The organism is Thioclava indica (assembly GCF_000714545.1).
In the GTDB taxonomy this organism is placed as follows: domain Bacteria; phylum Pseudomonadota; class Alphaproteobacteria; order Rhodobacterales; family Rhodobacteraceae; genus Thioclava; species Thioclava indica.
Window position 1 is genome coordinate 1 of sequence record NZ_AUNB01000020.1, and the last position, 24,540, is coordinate 24,540.

The 24,540-nt window shown below is 61.2% G+C and carries 22 protein-coding genes; 14 read left to right on the plus strand and 8 right to left on the minus strand.

Features of this window, described 5'->3' with window-relative positions:
* Positions 1-462: GTP-binding protein (locus DT23_RS07685; protein ID WP_038130160.1), on the minus strand; the 462-nt coding region annotated here is incomplete at its 3' end.
* A 166-nt stretch (positions 463-628) separates the two neighbouring features.
* Between DT23_RS07685 and DT23_RS07690 the strand changes: the two genes are divergently transcribed.
* On the plus strand, positions 629-2,002 hold the full coding sequence (locus DT23_RS07690) for a cytochrome P450 (RefSeq protein WP_038130163.1): 1,374 nt from the start codon (positions 629-631) through the stop codon (positions 2,000-2,002).
* 81 nt (positions 2,003-2,083) lie between these two features.
* Positions 2,084-2,941 (plus strand): DUF533 domain-containing protein, encoded by an 858-nt coding sequence (locus tag DT23_RS07695; protein ID WP_038130165.1) that lies wholly within the window; start codon positions 2,084-2,086, stop codon positions 2,939-2,941.
* A 15-nt stretch (positions 2,942-2,956) separates the two neighbouring features.
* Here DT23_RS07695 and parC read toward each other — a convergent pair whose 3' ends face one another.
* Entirely contained in the window at positions 2,957-5,185 is a 2,229-nt protein-coding gene (gene parC / locus DT23_RS07700; protein WP_038130168.1) for a DNA topoisomerase IV subunit A, read from the minus strand.
* Positions 5,186-5,361: 176 nt separating this feature from the next.
* Between parC and DT23_RS18505 the strand changes: the two genes are divergently transcribed.
* The 4 genes from DT23_RS18505 to DT23_RS07720 all read left to right on the plus strand — a co-directional run bounded on the left by DT23_RS18505 (position 5,362) and on the right by DT23_RS07720 (position 7,646).
* Positions 5,362-5,856, plus strand: a complete 495-nt coding sequence (locus DT23_RS18505; protein WP_051697124.1) for an SH3 domain-containing protein — start codon at positions 5,362-5,364, stop codon at positions 5,854-5,856.
* Between the two features lie 116 nt (positions 5,857-5,972).
* A complete protein-coding gene (locus DT23_RS07710) occupies positions 5,973-6,809 on the plus strand; it encodes an SDR family NAD(P)-dependent oxidoreductase (protein ID WP_038130169.1) in 837 nt (278 codons plus the stop codon).
* Between the two features lie 60 nt (positions 6,810-6,869).
* A complete protein-coding gene (locus tag DT23_RS07715) occupies positions 6,870-7,073 on the plus strand; it encodes a twin transmembrane helix small protein (RefSeq protein ID WP_038130171.1) in 204 nt (67 codons plus the stop codon).
* Entirely contained in the window at positions 7,074-7,646 is a 573-nt protein-coding gene (locus tag DT23_RS07720) for a cob(I)yrinic acid a,c-diamide adenosyltransferase (protein ID WP_038130172.1), read from the plus strand. It abuts the gene before it with no gap.
* Between the two features lie 55 nt (positions 7,647-7,701).
* On the opposite strand, the gene DT23_RS07725 is transcribed toward DT23_RS07720, so the two are convergent.
* The 6 genes from DT23_RS07725 to DT23_RS07750 all read right to left on the minus strand — a co-directional run bounded on the left by DT23_RS07725 (position 7,702) and on the right by DT23_RS07750 (position 15,026).
* The gene (locus DT23_RS07725; protein ID WP_038130175.1) at positions 7,702-8,745 is read right to left on the minus strand and encodes an ABC transporter ATP-binding protein; all 1,044 of its coding nucleotides are present in this window, start codon (positions 8,743-8,745) and stop codon (positions 7,702-7,704) included.
* Positions 8,746-8,747: 2 nt separating this feature from the next.
* Positions 8,748-10,019 carry an MGH1-like glycoside hydrolase domain-containing protein gene (locus DT23_RS07730; RefSeq protein WP_205618226.1) on the minus strand — a complete coding sequence of 424 codons (1,272 nt, stop codon included), beginning with the start codon at positions 10,017-10,019 and terminating at the stop codon, positions 8,748-8,750.
* 4 nt (positions 10,020-10,023) lie between these two features.
* Entirely contained in the window at positions 10,024-11,241 is a 1,218-nt protein-coding gene (locus DT23_RS07735; protein WP_038130179.1) for a carbohydrate ABC transporter permease, read from the minus strand.
* Positions 11,238-12,473: a carbohydrate ABC transporter permease gene (locus DT23_RS07740; protein ID WP_038130181.1), complete on the minus strand. Its 1,236-nt coding sequence runs from the start codon at positions 12,471-12,473 to the stop codon at positions 11,238-11,240. Before DT23_RS07740 ends, DT23_RS07735 begins: the two co-directional genes overlap by 4 nt.
* An 81-nt stretch (positions 12,474-12,554) precedes the next feature.
* Positions 12,555-13,916 carry an ABC transporter substrate-binding protein gene (locus tag DT23_RS07745; RefSeq protein WP_420804682.1) on the minus strand — a complete coding sequence of 454 codons (1,362 nt, stop codon included), beginning with the start codon at positions 13,914-13,916 and terminating at the stop codon, positions 12,555-12,557.
* A gap of 30 nt (positions 13,917-13,946) precedes the next feature.
* Positions 13,947-15,026, minus strand: coding sequence for a LacI family DNA-binding transcriptional regulator (locus DT23_RS07750; protein WP_051697125.1), 1,080 nt, complete (start codon positions 15,024-15,026; stop codon positions 13,947-13,949).
* Between the two features lie 357 nt (positions 15,027-15,383).
* On the opposite strand from DT23_RS07750, the gene DT23_RS07755 reads away from it, so the two are divergent.
* From DT23_RS07755 to DT23_RS07790, 8 genes are all read left to right on the plus strand, one after another.
* Positions 15,384-15,878 carry a Csu type fimbrial protein gene (locus DT23_RS07755; RefSeq protein WP_038130183.1) on the plus strand — a complete coding sequence of 165 codons (495 nt, stop codon included), beginning with the start codon at positions 15,384-15,386 and terminating at the stop codon, positions 15,876-15,878.
* 70 nt (positions 15,879-15,948) lie between these two features.
* Complete coding sequence (locus tag DT23_RS07760; protein ID WP_051697126.1) at positions 15,949-16,386, plus strand: fimbrial biogenesis chaperone; 438 nt, start codon at positions 15,949-15,951, stop codon at positions 16,384-16,386.
* A 69-nt stretch (positions 16,387-16,455) separates the two neighbouring features.
* Positions 16,456-18,864 carry a fimbria/pilus outer membrane usher protein gene (locus DT23_RS07765; protein WP_038130186.1) on the plus strand — a complete coding sequence of 803 codons (2,409 nt, stop codon included), beginning with the start codon at positions 16,456-16,458 and terminating at the stop codon, positions 18,862-18,864.
* The gene (locus DT23_RS07770; protein WP_038130187.1) at positions 18,861-19,844 is read left to right on the plus strand and encodes a Csu type fimbrial protein; all 984 of its coding nucleotides are present in this window, start codon (positions 18,861-18,863) and stop codon (positions 19,842-19,844) included. The genes DT23_RS07765 and DT23_RS07770 overlap by 4 nt, the downstream gene beginning before the upstream one ends.
* A 125-nt stretch (positions 19,845-19,969) precedes the next feature.
* On the plus strand, positions 19,970-21,871 hold the full coding sequence (locus tag DT23_RS18510) for an HWE histidine kinase domain-containing protein (RefSeq protein WP_051697127.1): 1,902 nt from the start codon (positions 19,970-19,972) through the stop codon (positions 21,869-21,871).
* Positions 21,872-21,985: 114 nt separating this feature from the next.
* Positions 21,986-22,327: a COG3904 family protein gene (locus tag DT23_RS07780; protein ID WP_051697128.1), complete on the plus strand. Its 342-nt coding sequence runs from the start codon at positions 21,986-21,988 to the stop codon at positions 22,325-22,327.
* A gap of 89 nt (positions 22,328-22,416) precedes the next feature.
* Entirely contained in the window at positions 22,417-22,833 is a 417-nt protein-coding gene (locus DT23_RS07785; RefSeq protein WP_038130189.1) for a universal stress protein, read from the plus strand.
* A gap of 58 nt (positions 22,834-22,891) precedes the next feature.
* Complete coding sequence (locus DT23_RS07790) at positions 22,892-24,532, plus strand: BCCT family transporter (protein WP_038130190.1); 1,641 nt, start codon at positions 22,892-22,894, stop codon at positions 24,530-24,532.
* The last annotated feature ends 8 nt before the right edge of the window (positions 24,533-24,540 follow it).

A 24,540-nucleotide genomic window follows, 5' to 3' on the forward strand; every position in this document is an offset into this window, starting at 1 on the left:
GCTCAGCAGCTCGCGGATTTCCATTTCAACCAGCTCGAGCAGCTCTTCGTCGTCAACTTGGTCCACTTTGTTCATGTAGACGACCATCGTCGGGATGCCGACCTGGCGACCGAGCAGGATGTGCTCGCGCGTTTGCGGCATCGGGCCGTCAGCGGCGTTCACCACGAGGATCGCGCCATCCATCTGCGCCGCACCGGTGATCATGTTTTTCACATAGTCAGCGTGGCCGGGGCAGTCGACGTGGGCGTAGTGACGGTTTTCCGTCTCGTACTCCACGTGCGCGGTCGAGATCGTGATCCCGCGCGCTTTTTCTTCGGGCGCACCGTCGATCTGGTCATAGGCCTGGAAATCACCAAAATATTTCGTGATCGCGGCCGTCAGAGTGGTCTTGCCGTGGTCAACGTGGCCGATCGTGCCGATGTTAACGTGCGGTTTGTTACGTTCAAACTTTGCCTTAGCCATATCGCGGTGCGCCTCTGCTTTAGGGGGCCGCTAGCGCAGGCCCGAGTCAATATCGCGCGCTACCTATTGCGCTGGCGAGGGAAAATCAAGCCCGGATCGTGCGAAATCCATCATCGGGCCGCGCGGAAAGTTTGCGCAATCGCCTACGCGCCCCTACCTTTGCAAGATGGATCAGACCCCCACCACTGCCCCGCCACGGCTTCCCGCGCGCGCGAACCTTGCACGCAAGCCGCTGGGGATTGCCGCCAGCCTGCGCGCCGCGCGGCGCAACGTGCTGGAAATTATACCGGAACTGGCCACCCATGCGCCGATCATCTCGGGCAATACCGGGGCGCGCTGGCATATGGTGATGGACCCTGATGCCGCGCGCCATATCCTGAAAGACCGCGTCGAGGATTATCCGAAATCGGTCGTGACCAAGCTGATCCTTGGTCCGGCGGTCGGTCAGGGGCTGTTTGTTGCCGAGGGCGCGGAATGGCGCTGGCAACGCCGCGCGGCCTCGCCCGTATTTGCCCTGCGTAACATGCAGGCGCTCGCGCCGGTGATGCAGGCCGCCGCCCAAGCCAGCGTGGCACGCATCGCCCAACATGCCGGCACCGGGCGCGCGGTCGATCTGCATCAGGAAATGGTCACCGCGACATTCGAGGTGATCTCGGAAGTTACCTTCTCGGGCGATGAGGGGTTTGACCGCGCTGCGATCCACCGCGCCATTGACGCCTATATCGCGCGCACCGCCAAGGTCTCGCTGCTCGATTTCTTTGCCCTGCCCGGCTGGGTGCCGCGCCCCCATCGCCTCGCCTCGGCCCATATCGTGCGTGAGCTCAAGCGCCATGCCGATGCTGCGATCAGTGCACGCAATGCCGGGCACGCCAAGGATCTGCCCGATTTGCTGGACCTGCTGAAAGGCGCAAGCGATCCTGAAACGGGGCGCGCAATGAACGCGGCCGAGCTGCGCGACAATCTGCTGACCTTCATCGTGGCGGGGCATGAGACGACCGCGCTAACGCTGGCGTGGGCGCTGTATCTGTGCGCGTTTGATCCCGCCATCCAGACCGCCGCGCACGAACAGGCGCAAGCGGTGCTGGGCGGGCGTGTGGCCGGAGTCGCAGACCTTGATCAGATGCCCCTGATCCAACAGATCGTGCAGGAAAGCCTGCGCCTTTACCCCCCTGCGGGTTTTTTGTCGCGCACCGCGCAAAAGCCCGACCGCCTGCTGGGCCGCGAAGTGCGACGCGGCGATACAGTGATGCTGCCGATCTACGCGCTGCACCGCCATCACGCGCTGTGGGAAGACCCAGACGCCTTTCGCCCTGCCCGCTTTGCCAACCCGACGCATGACCGCTACGCCTTTTTGCCCTTCGGTGCGGGACCGCGCATTTGCATCGGCGCGGGGTTTGCACTGCAAGAGGCCGGGATTATCCTTGCCACGCTGCTGTCGCGGTTTCGCTTTAGCGCCGTGGCAGGACGTGAACCCAAGCCCGAGATGATCCTCACGACGCGGCCCAAAGGCGGCATCTGGCTGACCGTCGAGCCAATGTGAGCCAAGCGCGGGATTTTTCCCATGGCGTTAAGGCGCCCGTCGCGTAAAATTCCGTTAACGTAAATCAAAAGAGGGAACACGATGTCTTTGATGGGAGCACTCGCGAAAGTCGCGATCGGCGTTGCGGTGGCCAAAGGCGTCTCCAGCATGGGGCGCAGCGCATCGGAAAGCACATCGGACGCGTCTGGTGGCGGCCTGGCCGATATGATGGGCTCGCTACTGGGCGGCTCGGGCGGCGCTGGCTCCGCAGGCGGCTTGGGCGGCCTGATGGAAAGCCTCAGCGGCGCAGGGTCAAGCAACATCGCCACCCGCTCATCACCGCGTGGTCAAACCAGCGGTGGCTTGGGCGATCTGCTGGGCCAATTGACGGGCGGCGGCGCGTCCTCGGGCGGATTGGGCGATATGCTTGGCTCGCTTGCGGCGGGCGGTGCAGCAGGCGGCCTTGGCGGGATGCTTGGGGGCATGCTGGGCGGTGGCGCGGCGCAGGCCACCCCTGCGCAGACGGCCCCGACGCAGAGCTTTGGCGATCAGCTGAATTCAGCCTTCGCCAATGGCGGCGAACCCGCCACCCCGCCCAGCCCGGCGCAAAATGCGGCGGCGGGTGTTATGCTTAAGGCGATGATCCAAGCGGCGAAATCCGACGGCAAGATCGACGCCGCAGAAGAAAATAAACTGATGGGCCAGCTTGGCGATATCAGCCCCGAAGAGCGCGCCTTCGTGCAACAGGAACTTGCCGCCCCCGTGGATGCCCAAGGTCTGGCAAGTCAAATCCCCGACGCGCTAGAGGCGCAGGCCTATACGATGTCGGTCACCGCGATTGATCTCGATAACCAGACCGAGGCGCAATATCTCGACAGCTTCGCCAAGGCGCTCGGGCTTGATGCGCAATCGGTCAACCACATTCACGCCCAGCTTGGCGTGCCCCCGCTTTACACCTAAGCGCGGGGACGCGCGCTAGTTGAACTTGTTGTCGCGCGGGAAACCGCGCGGCGCCATACGACCGGCCGAGGCGCGCTTGCCGGTCCACTCGCTTAGCTCCAACTCGGTGCGCGTGCGCCCGGCCGGATCTTTCCAGCTTAGACCGTCGGCTAGCGTGAACGTAGTGGCATCAGACAGCCCGCCATCCTTATATTTCTGCAACCGCACACCCTTGCCGCGCGCCATTTCGGGCAATTCATCCAGCGCAAACACCAATAACTTGCGGTTTTGCCCGACGCAGGCAACATGATCGCCGTGCGTTTTGGCACAAACCATCGTCTTGCCATCGCCGCGCACATTCAGCACCTGCTTGCCCGACCGGGTTTGCGCGATCAGCTCTTCGGCGGGGCAGATGAACCCGTCACCATCGCTTGACGCCAGCAGATATTTCTCGCCCGCTTTGGGTAGCAACAGATGCGTCACCTCGGCCTCATTGGGCAGATCGACGATCAGGCGCACCGGCTCTCCCATGCCGCGCCCGCCGGGCAGATTAGCCCCGAGAACGGTATAGGCCCGCCCGTTCGCGCCCATCAGCACGATGCGATCCGTGGTTTCGGCATGCATGGCAAACATCGGACCGTCGCCATCCTTGAACTTGACTTCGGCGTCCAGCGCATTGTGCCCCTTCATCGCGCGCACCCAGCCCATCTTGGACAGGATCACGGTGATCGGCTCGCGCTCGATCATCGCCTCGATCGGCACCTCTTCGACCTCGCCTGCCTCGGCAAAGCCAGTGCGACGCGCGCCACCGGGGGCGGATTTGCCAAACTTCTTGGCAATATCCTTCAACTCGCCACTGATCTGCTTCCATTGCAGTTTGTCCGAGGCCAACAACTCCACAAGCCCCGCGCGCTCCAGCGTTAGTGCTTCGTGCTCGCGTTTCAGCTCCATCTCTTCGAGCTTGCGCAAGCTACGCAGCCGCATGTTCAGGATCGCCTCGGCCTGCACATCGCTCAGGTCGAACTCGGCCATCAACAGGGCTTTCGGCTCGTCCTCATAGCGGATGATCTCGATCACCCGATCAAGATTGAGGAAGGCAATGATATAGCCCTCAAGCACCTCAAGACGCGCGTCGATCTTGTCCATCCGGTGCTGGCTGCGCCGGATCAACACCTCACGACGGTGATCAAGAAAGGCGCGCAACACCTCTTTGAGCGAGCACACCTTGGGCACACGCCCGTCGATCAGCACGTTCATATTCATACTGAACCGCAGCTCCAGATCCGAGCTTTTGAACAGCATCCCCATCAGCATTTCCGGCTCGATGGTGCGGGTTTTCGGCTCTAGAACGATGCGGATATCATCGGCACTTTCGTCACGCACATCGGCCAAAGCAGGCACTTTGCGGGTCTGGATGACCTCGGCCAGACGCTCGATCAGCTTGGATTTCTGTACCTGATAGGGAATCTCGGTGACCACGATCTGCCACTGACCACGCCCCAGATCCTCTTTCTCCCAGCGCGCGCGCAAACGAAACGCCCCGCGCCCCGTGCGATAGGCGTCACGGATATTTTCGGGTGGCTCGACCAGCACGCCCCCGGTCGGGAAATCGGGGCCGGGAATATGCTCGACCAGCTCGTCATCCGTAATGCCGGGCCGCGCAATCATCGCCAGACAGGCCTGCACCAACTCATCCAGGTTGTGCGGCGGAATGTTCGTCGCCATCCCCACCGCAATCCCGCTGGCACCATTGGCCAACAGATTCGGGAAGGCGGCGGGCAGAACGATGGGTTCTTCGAGCGTGCCATCATAGTTCGGGCGATAATCGACCGCGTTTTCAGCCAACCCATCCAGCAACGCCTCGGACGGATGCGCCAGTCGCGCCTCGGTATAGCGGCTCGCAGCAGGGTTATCGCCGTCGATATTGCCGAAATTCCCCTGCCCGTTCACCAACGGGTAGCGCATCGCGAAATCCTGCGCCAAACGCGCCATTGCATCATAGATCGCAGCATCGCCATGGGGGTGATAGTTCCCCATCACGTCGCCCGAAATCTTCGCCGATTTGCGAAAGCCTCCGGTCGGTGACAGCTTCAACTCGCGCATCGCAAACAGGATGCGGCGATGCACCGGCTTAAGCCCGTCACGCGCGTCGGGCAGCGCGCGGTGCATAATCGTGGACAGCGCATAGGTCAGATAGCGCTCGCCGATTGCACGGCTTAGCGGCTCGGAAACCATGGATAGGGGATTTTCGTCGTCTTTGTTCATGATCTTGGGTGTAAAGCCGCGCCGCGTCCCGGTCCAGCGCGAAAACGAGCCGGCATGATTTCGCGCGGAACTTTTTCGGCTCTGGCGGATTTCCACCACACGAGATGATAACAAAATGTGATAAACTAAACGTGATCCGATTCTGCCGCGGGTCATGGGGAAGACTGGGGGAAGATATGGGAAAGCTGCTTTTCACCACGTTCGCGGGGATTTTTGTCACGCTCACGATCTTCGGTCGCGACCTGCCCGACGAGCCTGCAACCACCAAGGCCGAACCCGCGCCGCAGGTCACCCGAAGCGCCAGCACTCCCGATCCGCTTTACGCGCCGGGCAAGATCACGGCGACACCCGCGCCGCAGGTGGTGCCCGCATCCGCGACCGTCACGCCCGTGATCGCGAAATCGCGCATGCCCGGACCCGCGCTGCGCCCCTCCCCGCAATATCGCGCGACCGAAGCCCCGCAAGTCGCGGGCGGCGCGCTTTGGACCGTTTCGGCCAATGCGCTCAACGTGCGCTCTGGTCCTTCAACCGCCAACAGCGCGGTCGACCGCATCCGCAAAGGCGAACAGGTGCTCGTTGTGGCCGAAAAATCGGGCTGGGCCCATATCAAGATCGAAGGTGACGGCATCGACGGTTGGGTCGCATCACGTTTCTTGACGCCCGCGAACTGACCCAGCCTACGTCCGCCATCTTGCCTTTTCATCTAGCTCCAAATACTCCCGCCGGAGGCTGAGACGCCAAACGCACCCTTGGGTGCGCGCGGCGGCGAACAGATAAGGCGGGACAGATGGCCAAGACAATCCTGATCACCGGATGCTCCTCGGGCATCGGTTATGACGCAGCTCACGGGCTGAAAGCGGCGGGCTGGAAAGTGCTGGCCACCTGCCGCAAGGAAGAAGATTGCGAGCGCCTGCGCGCCGAAGGTCTGACCTCGTTCCAGCTTGACGTGGCTGACCCGGAGTCGATTGATGCGGGCTTTAACGAGGCCCTCGCGCGGGGCCGTGGCCGTCTGGATGCGCTGTATAACAATGCCGCTTTCGCCTGCCCGGGTGCCGCCGAGGACATTCCCACCGGCGCGCTGCGCGAGATCTTTGAGACCAACCTGTTCGGCCTGCACGACCTGACCAACCGCGCGATCAAGGTGATGCGCGCGCAGGGCGATAATGGCGAGGGGCGGATCATCCAGTGCTCGTCCGTGCTGGGCATGGTCGGCTATCGCTGGCGCGGCGCCTATGTGGCGACGAAATTCGCGCTTGAGGGACTGACCGACGTGCTGCGTCTGGAAATGCGCGACACCGATATCAAGATCGTGCTGATTGAACCCGGCCCGATCACCTCGAAATTCCGCAAAAACGCGATTACGCATTTCGAGAAATGGGTGGATTGGGAAAACTCGGCGCGCCGCCAGCAATATGAAGACGATCTGCTCAACCAGCTTTACAAAAGCCGTGGCCCCGCCAAGTTCGAATTGCCCGCCTCGGCGGTAACGAAAGTGATCCTCAAGGCGCTGGACGCCCCGAACCCGAAACCGCGCTACGCGATCACCGTTCCCACCCATCTGATGGAGGTCGCGCGGCGCATCCTGCCGGGGCGCGCGCTCGACTGGGTGCTCGCGAAAGGGTGAAAACTCTTTCGCAATCCCCCACCTTGCGGCTATGTCTAGGCCAAGAGGGAGAGGAATTTCATGCGCAGTGACCCGTTATTCTATTTGGTGGCCGCCGCCAGCCTTGCGGTTCTGGTCATCTTGATGATCGGCATCGCCGGGTTCGGGCGCGGCGGAGATTTCAACCGCAAACATGCCAATAAGCTGATGCGCCTGCGCATCGCGGCGCAGGCGGTGGCGATCGTGCTGATTCTGATTTTTGTCTATCTACGCAAGGGGGCCTGAATGGTCGTTCTCAATCGCATCTACACCCGCACCGGCGATGCCGGGGAAACCGCGCTGTCCAATGGCGCGCGGGTCGCAAAACACTCCCCCCGCGTCGCCGCCTATGGCAATGTTGACGAGCTGAACGCAACGGTCGGGCTGGCGCGCCTACATGCGCAAGACGATGTGCAGGCCGCGCTGTCGCTGATCCAGAACGACCTGTTCGATCTGGGTGCCGATCTCGCCCGCCCCGACATGGAGCGCGACGATGAGGCGGGCTATCCGGTCCTGCGCATAATCGAATCTCAGGTGACCCGGCTTGAAACCGAGATCGACGCAATGAACGCCAAGCTCGAACCGCTGCGCAGCTTTATCCTGCCCGGCGGCACCGCGCTGGCCGCGAACCTGCACCTGTGCCGCACCGTCGCGCGCCGTGCCGAGCGCGGCGCGGTCGAACTCGCCACGACGGAAAGCGTGAACGAATGGGCAGTAAAATATCTCAACCGCCTGTCCGACTGGTTCTTTGTCGCTGCGCGCATCGCCAACAACGACGGTCAAGACGACGTGTTGTGGATTCCCGGAGCGAACCGGTGATCTCATCACCGGCGGGGCTTCCAGTGGAAGCACCGGCGACGGGAAGCGCGAACCGTTAAACCGCCAACCCGTCCTCATCAAAGAACACCAGCTTTTCAGGCTCGAACGCCAAGCCAACACTGTCGCCGGGCACCAGATCGGTATCGCCCGCGACGCGCACATTGATCGCACCAAGCGCCCCGCAATCGAACAGAACAAACGTATCCGCGCCAAGGAATTCGACCACATCGACGCGGCCATCGCATTGCCCGGCCCCCGGTGCGACCAGCGTGATATGTTCGGGCCGGATACCCAGTTGCGTGGCGCTTGGCGGCGCATTATCGCCCCCGCGCCCACCTTCCAAAGTATAACCCCCGCCCGAAGCCGCGCAGGGCATCACGTTCATCTTCGGAGAGCCGATGAACTGCGCCACGAACAGGTTTGCGGGACGTTCATACAGCTCGCGCGGGGTGCCAACCTGCGCGATTTTGCCAAATTCCAGCACGACGATGCGGTCGGCCAGCGTCATTGCCTCGACCTGATCATGGGTGACGTAGATCATCGTGCGGTGCAGCTTGCGATGCAGCCGCGCGATTTCCAGACGCATCTCGACGCGCAAGGCGGCATCAAGGTTGGACAGCGGCTCATCAAACAGGAACGCCGTCGGATCGCGCACAATCGAGCGCCCGATCGCCACGCGCTGACGCTGCCCGCCCGACAGATCCTTGGGGCGGCGATCCAGATAAGCATCAAGCTTGAGGATCTCGGACGCCTCAGCCACCTTGGCGCGCCACTCCGCCTCGGGCGCCCCCGCCATCTTCAGCGAAAACCCCATGTTTTCGGCCACCGACATATGCGGATACAGCGCGTAGGACTGAAACACCATCGCCAGCCCGCGCTTGGAGGGCGGCTGGTCGGTCACATCGCGCCCGTCAATCGAGATCGCCCCGCGCGAGGTATCCTCGAGCCCGCCGATCATGCGCAGCAACGTCGATTTCCCGCAGCCCGAGGGGCCAACGAACACCACGAACTCGCCATCGGCAATCTCAAGGTCAATGCCCTTAATAACCTGCACCTCGCCGAACCATTTCTCGACGCCTTTTAGCGTAATCGCACCCATGTTCAGCCCTCCTGCCCGGCCCAGGCCAGCCACACGGCGGCTGTCCATGTAAACGCTTTGCCGCCCGCTGCGGCACCGGTCATCGGGTCGAAATACTCGACAAACCCGTATTTCCCGATCACTTCGCGGGTGCGCGCACGCACCTCCTCGCCCAGCGCTATGCCCTGCTCGCTCGCGCCCTCACCGATCATCATGTTCATCATCGCCCAGGTCGGCCCGCGCCAATAGCGCATGGCGTCAAAGCGCGGATCAAACGGCGCAAGCGAAGGCACGCCGTAGGGCGCCGCATCCAGCACGCGCGCCAGATGCGCACCCATCTCGGGCGCTTTCAGCCCGCCAAACCAGCACAGAAACGAGGCGTTGGTCAGCGCATTCGACCAGATGCCATTGGCGCAATTATAGCTGTCATAGAACCCCATGCCGGGGTTGAACAGCGCCTGCGCACCTGCCTCCAACGCGGCGAGTTGATCGGCCAGCCCATCAACGTCCAATCCCTGCGCAGCCCCAGCGGCCAGCAGATCGCGCACCCCGCGCATCAAGGTGAAATGCATCGTCGGATCAGCCACGCGAAACGGGTTATCCTGCGCCATCGCGGCGTCATCCCACCCCAACGCCCTAGCGCGCTTCACCAGCCAGATATAGCGGTCGTAATCATATTTCGTAGGCCGCATCGAGGCATCAACATGTTGCGTATCGCGGCGCTCGTAATAGCCCACATCCTGCGGGTCGATGGCGTCCATCGCATTGTCCCAATCCGGCGCATTGTCCCGCCCCGATTCCCACGGATGGATCACGAAAACCGCGCCCTTTTCATCGCGCCGCCAGCGCAAAAACCAATCGGCCCATTTACGCATCTTGGGATAAAGTGCTGCAAATCGTGCGGCCCCCAACGCCGGATCAGCGGCCAGCAGGCGCGTCGCGAAACTTAGCGCGACGGGCGGCTGGGTGATGCCAGAGGACGCAATCGGGCCGCTGCATCCCCAGACATCGGGGCCGGGAAAATAGCCCGGATCGGGTTTGTGAAACAGAATATGAGGCACCATGCCGCTGTCCCATTGCCCCGAAAACAACGTCTCGATTTCCTCCCAGGCGCGCGCCAGATCAAAGCGCGCAAACCCGAGCGCCGCGAACGCGCTGTCCCAGTTCCACTGATAAGGATACAGCCCCGCCGTGGGCACGGTATAGCCGCCCCGATCATTGGCGATCAGGATCGCGCGCGCGGCGGCGTCACGCTCGGACAGGTCGGCCGCAGGGGCCAAGGTCTCGCTTGTCATCATCTTATCCTTTCACCGCGCCAGCCGTCAGCCCGCGGGTCATGAAACGCTCCAACCCAAGGAACAGCGCCATGATCGGCACCGTCGCAATCACCGCCCCCGCCATCAAATGCTGGCGCGGGATCTCGGAGGAATTGAGCGAGGCAATGCCCCGCGTGAGGGTAAATTTGCTGGGATCATCGAGCAGCATGAACGCCAGCAGGAACTCGTTCCACGCGATCATAAAGACATACAAACCAACCGACGCTAGCGCCGGCAGCGCCAGCGGCAGCGTGATTTTCCAGATCACCTTGAGACGGCTCAGCCCGTCCATAAGACCGGCCTCCTCAACCTCAACCGGCAGGCCACGGAAGTAACCTTGCAGCATATAGAGCGCGACCGGAATCGTCGTGACCGGATAGATCATCACGATCCCGAACACCGAATTGCGCAGCCCCACCATCGAATAAGCGATGTAAATCGGCAGCGCCAAAACGATCATCGGCACCATGTAAATCAGCAAAATCCCGCGCGAAAACAGCTTGCGCCCGGAAAACCGTAACCGCGCCACCGCGTAAGCACCCGGCACAGAAAACAGCAGCGTCAACAGCACCGTCAGCACCGAGACATAGAAGCTGGTCCACAGGTAGCGGCCGAAATGGAACTTGGTCATCAGCTCGTAATAGCTGTCAAACAGGTGCCAGCCCTTGGACAGATCAATCGAGAAATCAAGCGGGTTCAGCATCAGCTGTTGCTGTGATTTCATCGAGGTCATCACCATCACGTAAAACGGAATGATCACGATGGCGGTGAAAAACAGATAGCCAAACCCGGTGAGAAACGCGATCACCGCCGCTTCAAACTCATGCCGGGTCGTCGCGCCTAAGGGCAGATCGCGCAGGATGACGCGCAACGGGATCGCCACGCTGCCCGCCAGCGCGATGTTCAAAAGGTTGCGCCAGAGGGGCGAGACCTCCGCGCCGTAATGCAGCGGACTCGCACCAATAAACGGCAGCACGAGCACCAGAAGAACCGCAAGCGCGATTGGCGGCACAAGGCGCATCGACGGCGCCACCATCGCCAGCCCGCTCACCACGCCAAGGATCAACGCCCCCCATAGCGCGGGCCGCACCGGTTCTCCGGTGGCAAAGGAAATCGCGACGCCCAAAGTGACCGCCATCACCAGCCCCCAAAGCGCGCCAAGGATCGGTCCGGTCAGATAGCCTTTATAGAGCAGCTTCATAGCCCCTCCTCCCGGCTCATAGTGCGGAAAAACAGCGCCGCAAAGATCAGCAGACAGCCAAACACCACCACTGCCACCGCCGCGCCCGCACCGATATTGCTGACTGCGAAGGCCTGCTCATAGACATCAACGGTCAGCGTGCGCGTGCCCGCATTGCCCCCCGTCAGCAAGAAAATGTCGTCGAATTTGTTGAACGTCCAAATGAAGCGCAGCAGGAACAGCACCGACAAAATCCCCAGCAATTGCGGCATCGAAAGATACCAGAATTTCTGGAACGGCGAGGCCCCGTCCATATCGGCGGCCTCATACATATCGGTGTCGATGCTTTGCATCCGCGCGAGGATGAACAGGAAGCTCAACGGAAAATAGCGCCAGATTTCAAACACCGTCACCATAATCAGCGCCAGCGGTTTCTGTCCGAAAAAGTTGATCGCGCCTTGGCTGACTCCCATCTGGATCAGCAACGCATTAGCCGAGCCCGAAAACGGATCAAACAGCGTGATCCAAGTAAACGCCACCGCGATCACCGGTGCCACATAGGGGAACAGATACAGCCCGCGCAAAATCCCCTGCCCGCGAAAATCCTTGTTGAGCAGCAGCGCCGCAAACAGCCCGACCAGCAGCGCGCCAAGCGTGCCGAAGATGGTATAAAACAACGTCACACCCAGCACCGACCAGAACTCGGAGCCGTCAAACAGCTTGGTGAAATTCTCAAGCGTAAAGGTCGAATTCGTCAGGATGTTGTCAGCCTTGCCCCGCGCCACCGTCGCGGAATCACGCACCGGGCGTTGCAGCGATTTCGCGTCACCTGTGACCCGCGCGTCAATGCGATAACGCTCGTTGAAACGCGGCGCCAGATCGCCAAACTCACAGTGCAAATCCTGCCCGCTCAGCGCGCAGCCCTTGGGCAGATCGCCCGTCAGGGTCACGCCCTCGGGCAGCGTAGTGTCAAATCCCGCGCCGTGAATGACATGCTCGCGCGAGGGGTTGATGACGCGATATTCCACCTGCGACTGGGCGTCATTATCGCGCAGGCTGATGCGCAAACGCATCTCGGCAGGGCGCAGATCGCCCAGCTTCACCGGCTTGACCGAGATCCAGAAAATCGCAAGCAGCGGCACAATCACCACCAGCGCGACAATTGCAATCGTCGGAAAAAGCAGGCCCCAGGCCAGACGCGCCTCGCGTTTCGCCAGCGCGCCGCGCCCTTTGGGCGGCGAAATATCGGTCATGACAGTCTCCTGACTTGCCCCCATCTTTAGAGGGCGCGCAAAAGGGGGCGGGCGCGCACGCCCTGCCCCATAGCTCTCAGATCAATTGATCTTGGACAGCGCGTCATTCATCTTTTTGACCGCATCCTCAGCCGAAATACCGCCGTCGATATATTCGCGCACCACGCGGTTGATCTCTTGGCTGTTAAGCATTTTCGACGCCAGCGCCAGTTGCCCATCTTCCACGCCCCAACGCTGCGCGGTGTCCAGACCCTTGGTGATTTCTTCAATCACCGCAGGTGCATAAAGGTCTTTCAGCGGCGCTTTGCGATCCACGCCGACGGGCAGCGTTGCCCAAAGCGTGGTGAATTTGGTGGGATCATCGGGCGTACCGCGCCGCACCGGGAACTTGCCTTCGGGCGCGATCGAGAGCGTCTCGGCGTAGCCGTCATTCATCGAGAAATCGACAAACTGCTCAGCCGCGTCCGTATCGGCGTCGCTGGTGATCCCGAAATAGCGAATATCGGCCCAGCTTGCGCCCGCCGGATCGGACGGCCCCGACAAGTTGGTGACAACGCCCGTGTCTTTCGCCAGCGCGGTCGAGGTAGGATCGCCGTCAATCATCGGCGGCGCAGAGTCACGCAGACCGGCCAGCTCGTCCAGAATGAAGGGCGACCACATGATCATCGCCGCCTTACCCGCAAAATACAGCTCACGCGATTGCTTCCAGTAATTGTCACCGGGGGGCGAGGCTTTGGCGAGATCCTTGTAGAAATTCAACACCTCGATGGTCTTTTTCTCATCCAGCGGCTTGAACCCGTCCGGACCAACCGGCGAGACGCCATTGGCCAGGAAAATCTGCTCCAGCACCTGGCTCATGTAGTTGTCATCCACCTTGGTAGCGGCGACAAACCCATACATAGCCGGCGGATTATTCAGCTTTTTCAACGCCGCTTCGATATTGGCGAAATTCGTGGGCGGGGCGAGCCCGTCTTTCTCGAACAGGTCTTTGCGATAGAGGATCATCTGCGTCCAGCCATCGACCGGAACGGCAGCATAATCACCATCCGTCTCCACCATCTTCAGCGCGCCGGGCGCGAAGGTTTTGGGGTCCAGCTCGTCGATCACATCCGTTGCGGCGGCGGAATCAAGAATGCCCGCCTCGGTCCAAGGCAGCACGTTCTGGATCGGCGTGTAGATCACATCCGGCAAATCGCCCGCCGCAAAGGCCGCCGTGGCGCGGGTGTTGAGATCGCTTTCGCTGACCGGGATCACTTCGACATCAATGCCGGTTTTCGCCTTGAAGTCATCTGCCAGCTTTTGCTGTTTGGCCAGACGCTCGGGTTGCTCCTCGGTCGTCCAGTATTTGATCGTTTCGGCTTGCACCCCGACCGCGCCAAGCATCAGCGCCATGGCCGCAGATCCAAGCAATCGGGTCATTCCAGCATTGGTCATAAGTTTCATTTATTTTCCTCCCGGTAGATTAAGTTTGTCTTATGTCATGCGCGGCGGCCCGTCCGAGCCACCCGGTTGCAATTGCGCCGCAACCAATTCCGTCAGCTCCTCCGCAGGCGTGCCGCGCAATTGCGCGATGAGAAGTGCGGCCAGCCGTTCACCGGCATGACGGCTGTCCACCGCGAATGTCGTCAAAGGGGGCTCGATCATACGCCCCTCGGGGATGCCGTCATAAGCGATCAGCGACAGGTCACGCCCGATCGTCAGACCGCGTTCGCGCGCCACGTCATAGGCGCCCAGCGCCGTAGCATCGGTGGCGTAAACGATCGCCGTGGGCGGCTCGGGCAGATCAAGCAGCGCACGCGCCGCCACCGCCCCTTCGGCGCGATCCGAAACGCCCATGATCTCAAGTGCGGGGTCATGCGCAATCTGCGCCAGCGCCAGCCCCTCGCGGTAGCCATCGCGGCGCAGCATCGCGAAATTGAACGCCTCGCACGGCCCGACAAAGCCGATCCGTTTGTGACCCAGCCGCACCAATCGCGCCACGCCATCACGCATCGCACCGCTGCCATCCACATCATACCAAGACAGCCCCGCATCACGCTGGCCATATCCGACGCGCCCGAACAGCACGAACGGCACGCGCTTGGACTGCAAGAAGATCGCGCGCGGATCCTGCACGCGGGTGCGCGGCAGGATAAACCCGTCGACCTTGTGTTCTTGCAACAGCCGCGTGATGGTCGCTTCCATATCCGCACGCGAGGTCGATGAGGCGATCGTCAGCGTCCAGCCTTCGACCGAGGCCGCCTGCGTGATGCCGCCCAAGAAATCCGCCAGAAACGGGCCGTAGCGATCGGGCGCATCCAGTTCCAGAACCAGACCCAATGCGCGCACCCGCCCCGTGCGCACCGCCTGCGCTGACGGCATCGGCGCGTAGCCCATTTGCGCGGCCATCTTGCGCACGCGGTCGCGCGTGTCGGGGGAAATGTCGGCATAATCGTTGAGCGCGCGCGAAACGGTGCTCTTGGTCAGCCCAAGCGCGGTCGCGAGATCAGAGAGGCGCACCCGACGGGCGGGGGCCTCTTGGTCGTGCGATACGGTGTCGCGAATCTCCTCCATTTCGGCAGCGTAAAGTACCGAAACCGATTTCGTAAAGGCAGAAACCGATTTCGATTAAGGAATAGACAAGTTTTCTCCCGCGTTTTGGGTGAAACTCACTTGATCAACAAAGAGCAGCGCAATCAGCGCCGAGCGGCTTTGAAAATCGCCCACATCACGCGCCAGAGCTTTTCGCAGTTTCGACCAATTCCCCCGGAAATTTTGCGTCTCATCACGTGAAGATCGTAAGTTTCCCCGATTTCTGCCTGATTTTGAAAGGGTTTCTTAAGACAGGATGCCTATTCTCGAATGCGAGGTCGCTCACGGTCATTTGCTCGACTTACCTCCGCCACCTGCGCGAAAATAGGAGACACCTCGATGCGTTTCATACTTATCAAGCTCTCGCTCCTCGCCATTGCTGTCGGGGTCTGCGCCAGTCCGACCCTGGCCGCTGAAACCGTAACCGCCGAGCTTAACGTCTCGGCCGAAGTGGTCGACACCTGCGTGTTCACCTCGGTCTCGCCACTGGGCTTCGCCACAATCGACACGACGAAAGACACAACTGAAACCTCCATCGGGTCCGTCGAGATCGCTTGCACGTCGGGCCATACCGGCGTGTCGGTCACGCTTGACGGTGGCGAAAATGCCAGCGGGGGCGTGCGCAGCATGATCTCATCAGCAACCGATACAGTGCCCTACAAAGTCTATACGCAAGCCAATCACACCGGAGAGATCGCAATCGACGGTAACGCCTGGTCTGGCAACCTTATCGCGGCCGTCGCACAAACGATCTCGGTCTATGGCATGGTGCCCAAAGGCAATTACCTTCTTGGTACCTATGCCGACACGATCACCGTGACGATGAACTACTAAAGCGCGTGGCCCGCCGCCGCCGGCCGAACCTCCAGACCGCATCAAGCAATGATTATAACGAGGTAGAGCTATGATCACGTTTCCAAAACTTTCCCTCCTGCGTGCACTTGCCCTTGCCTTGCCGTTGCTGGCAATGGCGCCAAACGCGCAAGCTGGCAGCGTTTCAGTATCGCCGACGCGCCTTGACGGGATTCACTCCAATCAGACCATGCTCACAGTAAAAGCGGGCGGGCGCGATGCCTCACTGGTGCAATTGCGCATTGTGAAATGGAAAAAGGGAACCGACCCCAATCGCTATTCAGCGACGCGTAATGTCGTGGTGTCGCCGCCGATGGCCAAGCTGGGCCCGCGTCAGGAACTGACAGTACGGATCATACGCACCAGCAAGAAAAAACCGCGCGGGCAGGAATGCTATCGCGTGCTGATCGACCGCCTGCCCGGCCCCAAGCAGCGCGGCCAAACCGTGAAGCTGCTCGTGCGCCAATCGGTGCCGCTGTGCTTTTCGTAAGCGCCGAAACCCGGTGACGGCTTTCGCGGACGGATCGACCCCGCGCGGGCCGCTCGAAAGGGGCGAAGCATGACCATTCACCCAATTCTTTTGATCGCATTCTGCGTATTGATGGCCTCGGGTATCGCCGCATCGGCACAAACAGCCAGCACCGAGCTACAGGCCAACGCCAGCATTCCGGCAAGCGAATTGGAGAGCATGCCGCTACATCTGGCAGTGACGGTGAACGGGCGCGACAGCGGGTTGATCGCGCGGTTCAATGCGGGGCTCGAGGGTGAGAATATGTCTTCTCCGCGATCCGAGCTAAAGCAGGTCGGCATCGCGGTTCCGGCGGGCTTGGGCGATGAGGTCTCGCTGAGTGCGCTGCCCCGTGTGAGCTATCGCTATGATGCCTCTGAGCAGCGGGTGTATATATCGGCCCCGATCCGCGCGCTGCTGCCCGATGTGATCTCGGCTGCACGCGCGCCCGATTATGAGGCGCCTGAGAAAAGCTGGGGCGCGGCGTTGAATTACGCCCTGACGCTTGACCATATCAGCGTGGCCAATGGCAGGGGCAGTTCGAACGTCGCGGCTGCGTTTGACGGCTGGATCTTTTCGCCCTTTGGCACCTTGCGCTCGACCGGTCGCTATTTCCGCCCGATTCTGACACAGACCGGCACCACGCCCGGCGGCCGTTTCGTGCGCGAGGAAACCACGTGGCAATATCATGCGCCAAGCAAGGCGGTGACGCTGAGCGTGGGTGATTTCACCACGCGCGGCCCGACTTGGATGCGCCCGATCCGGATGGGCGGCGTGCAGCTTCGCCGGGATTTTTCGCTACGCTCCGATCTGGTGACCGATCAGCGGCTATCCTTTGCGGGCGCGGCGGCGGTGCCATCATCAGTCGATGTTTTTATCGAAAACAACCGCGTTTATAGCGGATCGCTTAATAGCGGGCCGTTCCGGCTTGAGGACATCTCCGTCAATACCGGTTCGGGGGATGCCGAAATCGTGGTGACAGGCGATGACGGGCGCACCCGGCGCAAGAAAGTGTCGTTCTTTTCCTCGGGCAACTTGATCAAAAAGGGCATGGCCGATTGGAGCCTGTCTGTCGGACATGCGCGTCAGGCCTATGGGCTGGATAACGCCAGCTATGACGCCAGCACGATCCTGTCGGCCAGTCTGCGCTACGGTCTGAGCGATGCGATCACTGTCGAGGGCTATGCGACCACGACGCAGGATTTTCAGATAATCGGAGGCGGGTTTGTGGCGGTGCCGCTGGCGCTGGGCGAGGTGTCGCTTGCCGCGGCGCGCAGCCGGTATAATGGGCGTTCTGGCAATTTTTGGCAGATCGGTCTGTCCACCCAAATCGGCGCGGTGGATATTGACGCGCGCAGTTCGCGCTCGGATGCGGGCTATGCGGATTTGGCCTATGTGACGGGGGTCGCGTATCTGGGCGCAGGCGCGCTGGCGAACTCGGCCTCGTTGCTGGAAACGGCACGCGCGCAGGACGTGATCACCGTTTCGATCCCGGTTACCGCGCAAGCCAATCGCGTCGGGCTGTCTTATGTGCGCTCAAAGCGCAGCAATTCCCATGATCGGCTGATATCGGCGAGCTATGCGATGCCCTTGGCGAGGGGGCGGGGCGCGCTCAGCGTGTCGGGTTCGCATGATTTCACCGATGGTGAGACGCGCATTTCGATGGGGCTGTCGCTGAAACTGGGCAAGCGCAGCTATCTGCGCACCGCCGCCTATACCAGTTCCAGCGGGCGCCAGACCCGGGATGTCACATGGTCGCGCCCGGTGCGCGATGAGATCGGCGACTTCGGTTATCTCGCGCAGGCAGGCCAGCAATCGGGCCAGACCGCGCTGCGCGCCAAGGCGCAATATCGCGGGCGGCTGGGTTTGGTCTCGGGCGAGGTGCAGAAGTCTGAAAGCCAGACCTATCTGCGCGGCGAACTGGATGGATCGCTGGTCATGGCAGGCGGGCATCTTGCGGCGGGAAATCTGGTGAATGACAGCTTTGCGATCGTAGATACAGGAGTGCCGAATATGCCGGTCATGCTACAAAACCGCGCGGTTGCGAAAACCGGACGGAACGGGCGCGCGCTGATTGCGGGGCTCAATTCCTATCACCGCAACCGCGTGTCGGTGGATGTTGCAGATTTCCCCCACGGCAGCTCGCCCGGCCTCACCGCGAGCGATGTGATCCCGGCGCGGCTGTCGGGGCGTTATGTCGATTTTCGCGGCGCGCAAGGGGCCGGGGTCATCGCGGTGCTGCGTGATGGCAGCGGCGCGGTTTTGCCCCCCGGAACGTTGATCCATGTCGCGGGCGGCACCGATACATATGTCGGCTATGACGGCCAGACCTGGCTGGAAAACGCCAGCGCCCGCAACAGCTTGCGCGCCGAATTGGAGGGCGGAACCTGCAAGGCAACATTTGCCTTCCACGCCAGCGGCGATGTGCAAGATGTGATTGACCCGGTGGTGTGCCAATGAGCGTGCTGACGACATACGCGGCGCGCCTTATCGCGCTGGTTGCCCCACTGATTCTGGCGCTGATGATGAGTGTGAGTTCGGCTCGCGCAGCCACCTGTGATGCGGTGATGAGCGATGTTGATTTCGGCTCGGTCTCGCTACGCGCGGGCGTCGTTAATCAAAGTTCGGGGACGCTCAAGATCAGCTGCAGTGGTTTGGTTGGTCTGTTGCTTGAAATGTGCGTCACCTTTGGCCCCGGCTCGGGTGGCGCGGGCGGTGGCAACAACCCACGCTACATGACGGGCAGTTCGGGCGACAGCCTGTCCTATCAGCTATCCGAAAGCGCCACCAACCTGACGGGCGCGCCACTTGATACCGTCACCCAATCCGTGACGATCCTCTTGCTGAACGGGGCGCTGCTCGGCCTCGGCTCGGGGGAAGCGACCGTGCCGGTTTACGCCCGCATCCTCAGCACCGGCAGCGCCACCCCGACCGGGCATTACGAGTCGCAATTCTCCGGCGCGGGGAATATCTCGATCAGCTACGGTACGGCAAGCTGCACGGGCGCGCTTAGCCAAACGGCACCCGTAGGCAGTTTCACGGTGTCTGCGGATGTCACCGCCAGTTGCGAACTGTCGGTAAGCCCGATGAATTTTGGCCAGTTGAGCTCGGTCATCAACAGCAATGTCGATGCCACCGCGTCGGTCGATGTAAGCTGTTCGCAAAACACCCCCTATTCAATCACGATGGATATGGGCACAGGCTCTGGCGTGTCTGATCCAGCCCACCGCAAGATGCGCAATGCCGCCTATTCGCTGGATTACGGGCTGTATCGAGACAGTGCGCGCAGCCAGCCTTGGGGGAAAACGCCCGCGCAATCCGCCAGCGGAACAGGCAGCGGCACCAATCAGCATTTCCCCGTTTATGGCCGATTACATGCCGGTCAGACGGGGTATCTTGGCAGCTATAGTGATTCCGTGATCGTGACCATAAATTATTAATGCAGGGTCACTTTTCGCCGCACCCTTGAATTTTTCCTCATACCTATACCTTATGGCAGCTGGCGATCTGGGTTATGAAAAATATGTAAGATGACCCGAGCGCCTTTCAGCGTCATAGTGAGTGAGTGAATATCAAGTTGACCTCCGAGAATGGGCCACGCCTGTCGTCCATAACCGACCCCCAGCGCCTGCGGGCGCTGCACCAAACCGGGCTGCTGGACGCACCGGCTGAGGAAGCGTTTGATCGTGCCACCCGACTTGCGACGCGTATCGTGGGCACGCCGGTGGCGCTGGTGTCTCTGGTGGATGAGACCCGCCAGTTCCTGCTGTCGCAAACCGGGGTCGATCCGGCCCGGCTGGCAAGCCGGGAGACGCCGCTCAGCCATTCGTTTTGTCGCCATGTCGTTGAAAAAGACGACACGTTTCGGGTGACAGATGCGCGCCAAGACGCCCGGGTGGCTGACAATGGCGCGGTCAACGATATGGATGTGATCGCCTATCTTGGGGTGCCGCTGCGCTCGGTCGAGGGGGATGTGCTGGGTTCGTTTTGCGTGATCGGGCACGAGCCGCGCATCTGGAGCGATGAGGATCACGAGACCCTTCTTGATCTTGCCGCCGGGGTCGAAGCTGAAATCAGGCTGCGTCGCCAGACCAACCTCGCGCGGCAAGAGCAAGAGGTGTTTCGCACGATTCTTGATCAAATGCCGGTCGGCGTGGCTTTGGCCGAGGCGGAAACGGGACGTCTAGTTGATATTAACAGCACCGCGCGCAGCTTGATGAATCTTGGAAACGATGAAACCGAAGGTCTAAATCGCCCCGATATGTACGCCTTTGACAGCGCGGGGCGTGCCATCAGCAATGACGCGCTGCCACTGAACCGCGCGGCGTTGCGCAATGAGGTGATCACCGCCGAAGAGGTCACAATCAAACAGCCCGCTCGCAGGCCGCTCGATCTGCTGATTTCCGCGCGCCGGATTGAAAGCGATCCGCCGCTGGCGGTTGCGACGCTGCTTGATGTCACCGAACGTAAACGCGCTGAACGCGAGGCCCATGAAAGCACCGAGCGGCTGGCGCATTTCCACGAGGTGACACGCGACGGGATTCTTGAACTCGATGCGACGGATTGCGTGCGCTATTTCAACAGCGTGATGCGCGAGAGGGTGCGTGGAGCCTATGGGGCGCACCTGGCCGATGCTTTTATGGGCACCAATTTCTGGCAAGCTTTTCCGCATTTCAAAGGCACCGATACCGAGGCGGCGTTCAGGCGTGCGCGCGCAACCTCGCTGCCTCAGACGGCTGATTTTGTGGGCTATGACGGGCGCATCCTTGAGGCGCGGCTGTTTCCCGAAAATGGCACGCTGCTGATCTATCTGCGCGATGTCACCGATGAGCGCACACTTGCGCAGGCCCGTGAGATGCTGGCGCGCGAGATGAACCACCGCGTCAAGAATGTGTTTGCGATGATGTCGGGTTTGATCGGGATGACGGCGCGCCATGCCGCCTCGCCCGATGCGATGGCCAAGGGGTTGCGCGCGCGCATCAACGCTTTGGCGCGCGCCCATGATCTGGTCAGCCCGACCGCGACGCTGGAAACCGGTTTTCGCGGTGAGGTCGATTTCGCCGATCTGATCCGCGCCGTTCTGGCACCTTATACCAACGCGCAAGATCCGCGCCTCGTGTTGGAAGGGCCCGCGGTGATGCTGAACCAAGCGGGCGCGACGAATTTCGCGCTGGTCTTGCATGAGCTGGCGACCAACGCGGTGAAATACGGCGCGCTGGCGCATGAGGGGGCCGAACTGCGGCTAGACTGGCAGATCGAGGCCGGCGACGCGGGCGCGATGCTGGCGTTTGACTGGCGCGAAACCGGCTGCCCGACGCGCGACGAACCGCCCCACCCTACCGGTTTTGGCAACCGTCTGATCGACATGACCATTCACGGCCAGTTGCGCGGGGACTACGGAACCGAATGGCCCGCTGACGGGTTCCTTGCACGAATACGCGTGCCAATGGAATTGATTAAAGGGTAACCCGATGTGTATCGAGCCAAGGAATTGCTGGCTACAAGGCTACAAAGTTCTTGTGGCCGAAGATGAGATGCTGATCGCCTATGATATCGCTTATTCTATTGAGGAAGCGGGCGGATGCTGCGCGCGGCGGGGGTGAGCACCAGATTGCCCGCCGATGCGATCTGTTATGCCGCTTGCCCCTATATGTTTGCGGGCGGTCGGAATCGGGTCGCAGACGCGCGAGGCAGATTTGGCGTGCATCAGGAACATATCGCCCCGGACAGCCCTCAAGATAGCGCCCGGACTGCGGTCGATGTGCAACAGTCCAGCGCGCAGGTCATGCGCTATCTGGCCGAAATGGGCGTCGATCTGGGCCTGATGGAGCCCACGATGGCGACCCCTCCGGATCGCATTCATATGCTCAGCCCGCTGGAACTGGCGCGCTATCATCTGACCACCAACCCACGCCCGAACTAAGAAAATCAGGCTTTGGGTTGGACCCAACCGAATTCTGCCGTAGTCTTCCTTCCATCAACAAACTGTGAAAACACAGGCATGGGGGAAAGATGTTTAAAGAGATCATGGTGCCCGTGGACCTGCGCCACGTGGCCAATCTGACCAAAACGCTTACGGTTGCGGCCGATCTGGCGCAAAAATACGGGGCGCGGATCACCTATGTCGGCGTCACCGGAAGCGAGCCCAGCGCGGTCGCCCACAATCCCGAAGAGTATTCTGAAAAGCTTGCGCAATTTGCGGCCTCAGAAGCCGCGAAGAACGGGTTGAGCGCGCGTGGCCATACGATTGTCGCCCATGATCCGGCGGTCGATCTGAACCACAAGCTGGCCGATGCGGTGAAGGAATTGCACGCCGATCTGGTGATCATGGCGACCCATCTGCCCAATGTGGCCGATTTCATCTGGGCCTCACATGGCGGGCATCTGGCCGCACATTCCAAAGCTTCGGTGTTTCTGGTGCGCGGCTAAGCTGCGCGCCCGATCCGTCAACAATAACGAAAAACTGCAATAACAAGGAGGACGCCGCATGGCAGAAGCCGACGAAAGTCAGGGCATCCCCGCCCCCGAGGGCGACACCCAACTCATCGACACCGAATACGAAATCGGTCAGGACAACTTTGAGGGCTCGCTTGGCCCGATCGGCTTTGACGTGCACAACCCTGTGTTCATGGTCTCGGCGCTGGCGGTCATGGCCTTTGTGTTTTACGCGCTCGCGCTGCCTACGCAGGCCAGCGAGATCTTTGGCGCGCTGCGTCCGTGGCTGACCTCGACCTTTGACTGGTTTTTCCTGTCCTCGGCCGATTTCTTTGTGCTGTTCTGCCTGTTCCTGATCGTCAGCCCCTGGGGCAAGGTCCGGCTGGGCGGCAAAGACGCGACTGCCGATTATTCCTATATCGGTTGGTTTGCGATGCTGTTTGCCGCGGGCATGGGCATTGGCCTGATGTTCTTTGGCGTGCTGGAACCCGTCTATCACATGGCGATCTCAAGCCCGCTGGGCACGCCTTCGCCCTTTGATGCCGATGGCAATCTTATCCCGGCCAATGTGGATCGCGCCAAGGCGATGGGGCTGGCCGCAACGATTTATCACTGGGGGCTACACCCTTGGGCGATCTATGCGGTCGTGGCGCTGGCTTTGGGGCTGTTTTCTTATAACAAGGGTCTGCCGCTGACGATCCGATCGGCGTTTTATCCGATCTTTGGTGAACGGATCTGGGGCTGGACCGGCCATGTCATCGACATTCTGGCCGTGTTTGCCACGCTGTTTGGCTTGGCGACCAGTCTGGGCTTTGGCGCTCAACAGGCCAATGCGGGGCTCAACCACGTCTTTGGCATCCCCATCGACATCACCGTGCAGGTGATCTTGATCACGATCATCACCGGGATTGCGCTGTTTTCGGTGCTGCGCGGGTTGGATGGCGGGGTCAAACTGCTGTCCGAGATCAACATGGGGCTCGCGGCCTTGCTGTTGCTGTTCGTGCTCTTCGTCGGGCCGACCTTGCTGATCATGGCTGACTTCGGCCAAGGTCTGCTGACCTATGCCAAAGAGATCATTCCGCTTTCCAACCCCTTCGGGCGCACCGATGACAGCTACCGCGATGGCTGGACCGCGTTCTATTGGGCGTGGTGGATCAGCTGGTCGCCTTTCGTTGGCATGTTCATCGCGCGGGTCTCGCGCGGGCGCACGGTGCGTGAATTCATCACCTGCGTGCTGATCATCCCCTCGCTGGTCTGCGTGTTGTGGATGGCGGTGTTTGGCGGCGTGGCGATTGACCAAGTGTTAAGCGATCCGGCCACCTCGGCGGTCAAGGCGCAGGTGATTGACAGCTACAACCCGCCGCTGTCGCTGTTTGCGATGCTTGAGGGGCTGCCGCTCTCGTCGATTACCTCGGTGATCGCGATTGTGCTGGTGATCGTGTTCTTCGTGACCTCGTCTGATAGCGGCTCGCTGGTGATCGACACGATCACGGCGGGCGGTAAGGTCGACGCGCCGGTGCCCCAGCGCGTGTTCTGGGCCACGTTTGAAGGCGCGGTGGCGATTGTGCTGCTGGTCGGCGGCGGGCTAAGCGCGTTGCAGGCGATGGTGATTTCGACCGGCCTGCCCTTTACGCTGGTGCTGCTTGTGATGTGCTGGGCGATCATCAAGGGGCTGCGCGCAGAGCCGCGCTAGTCCCTGCC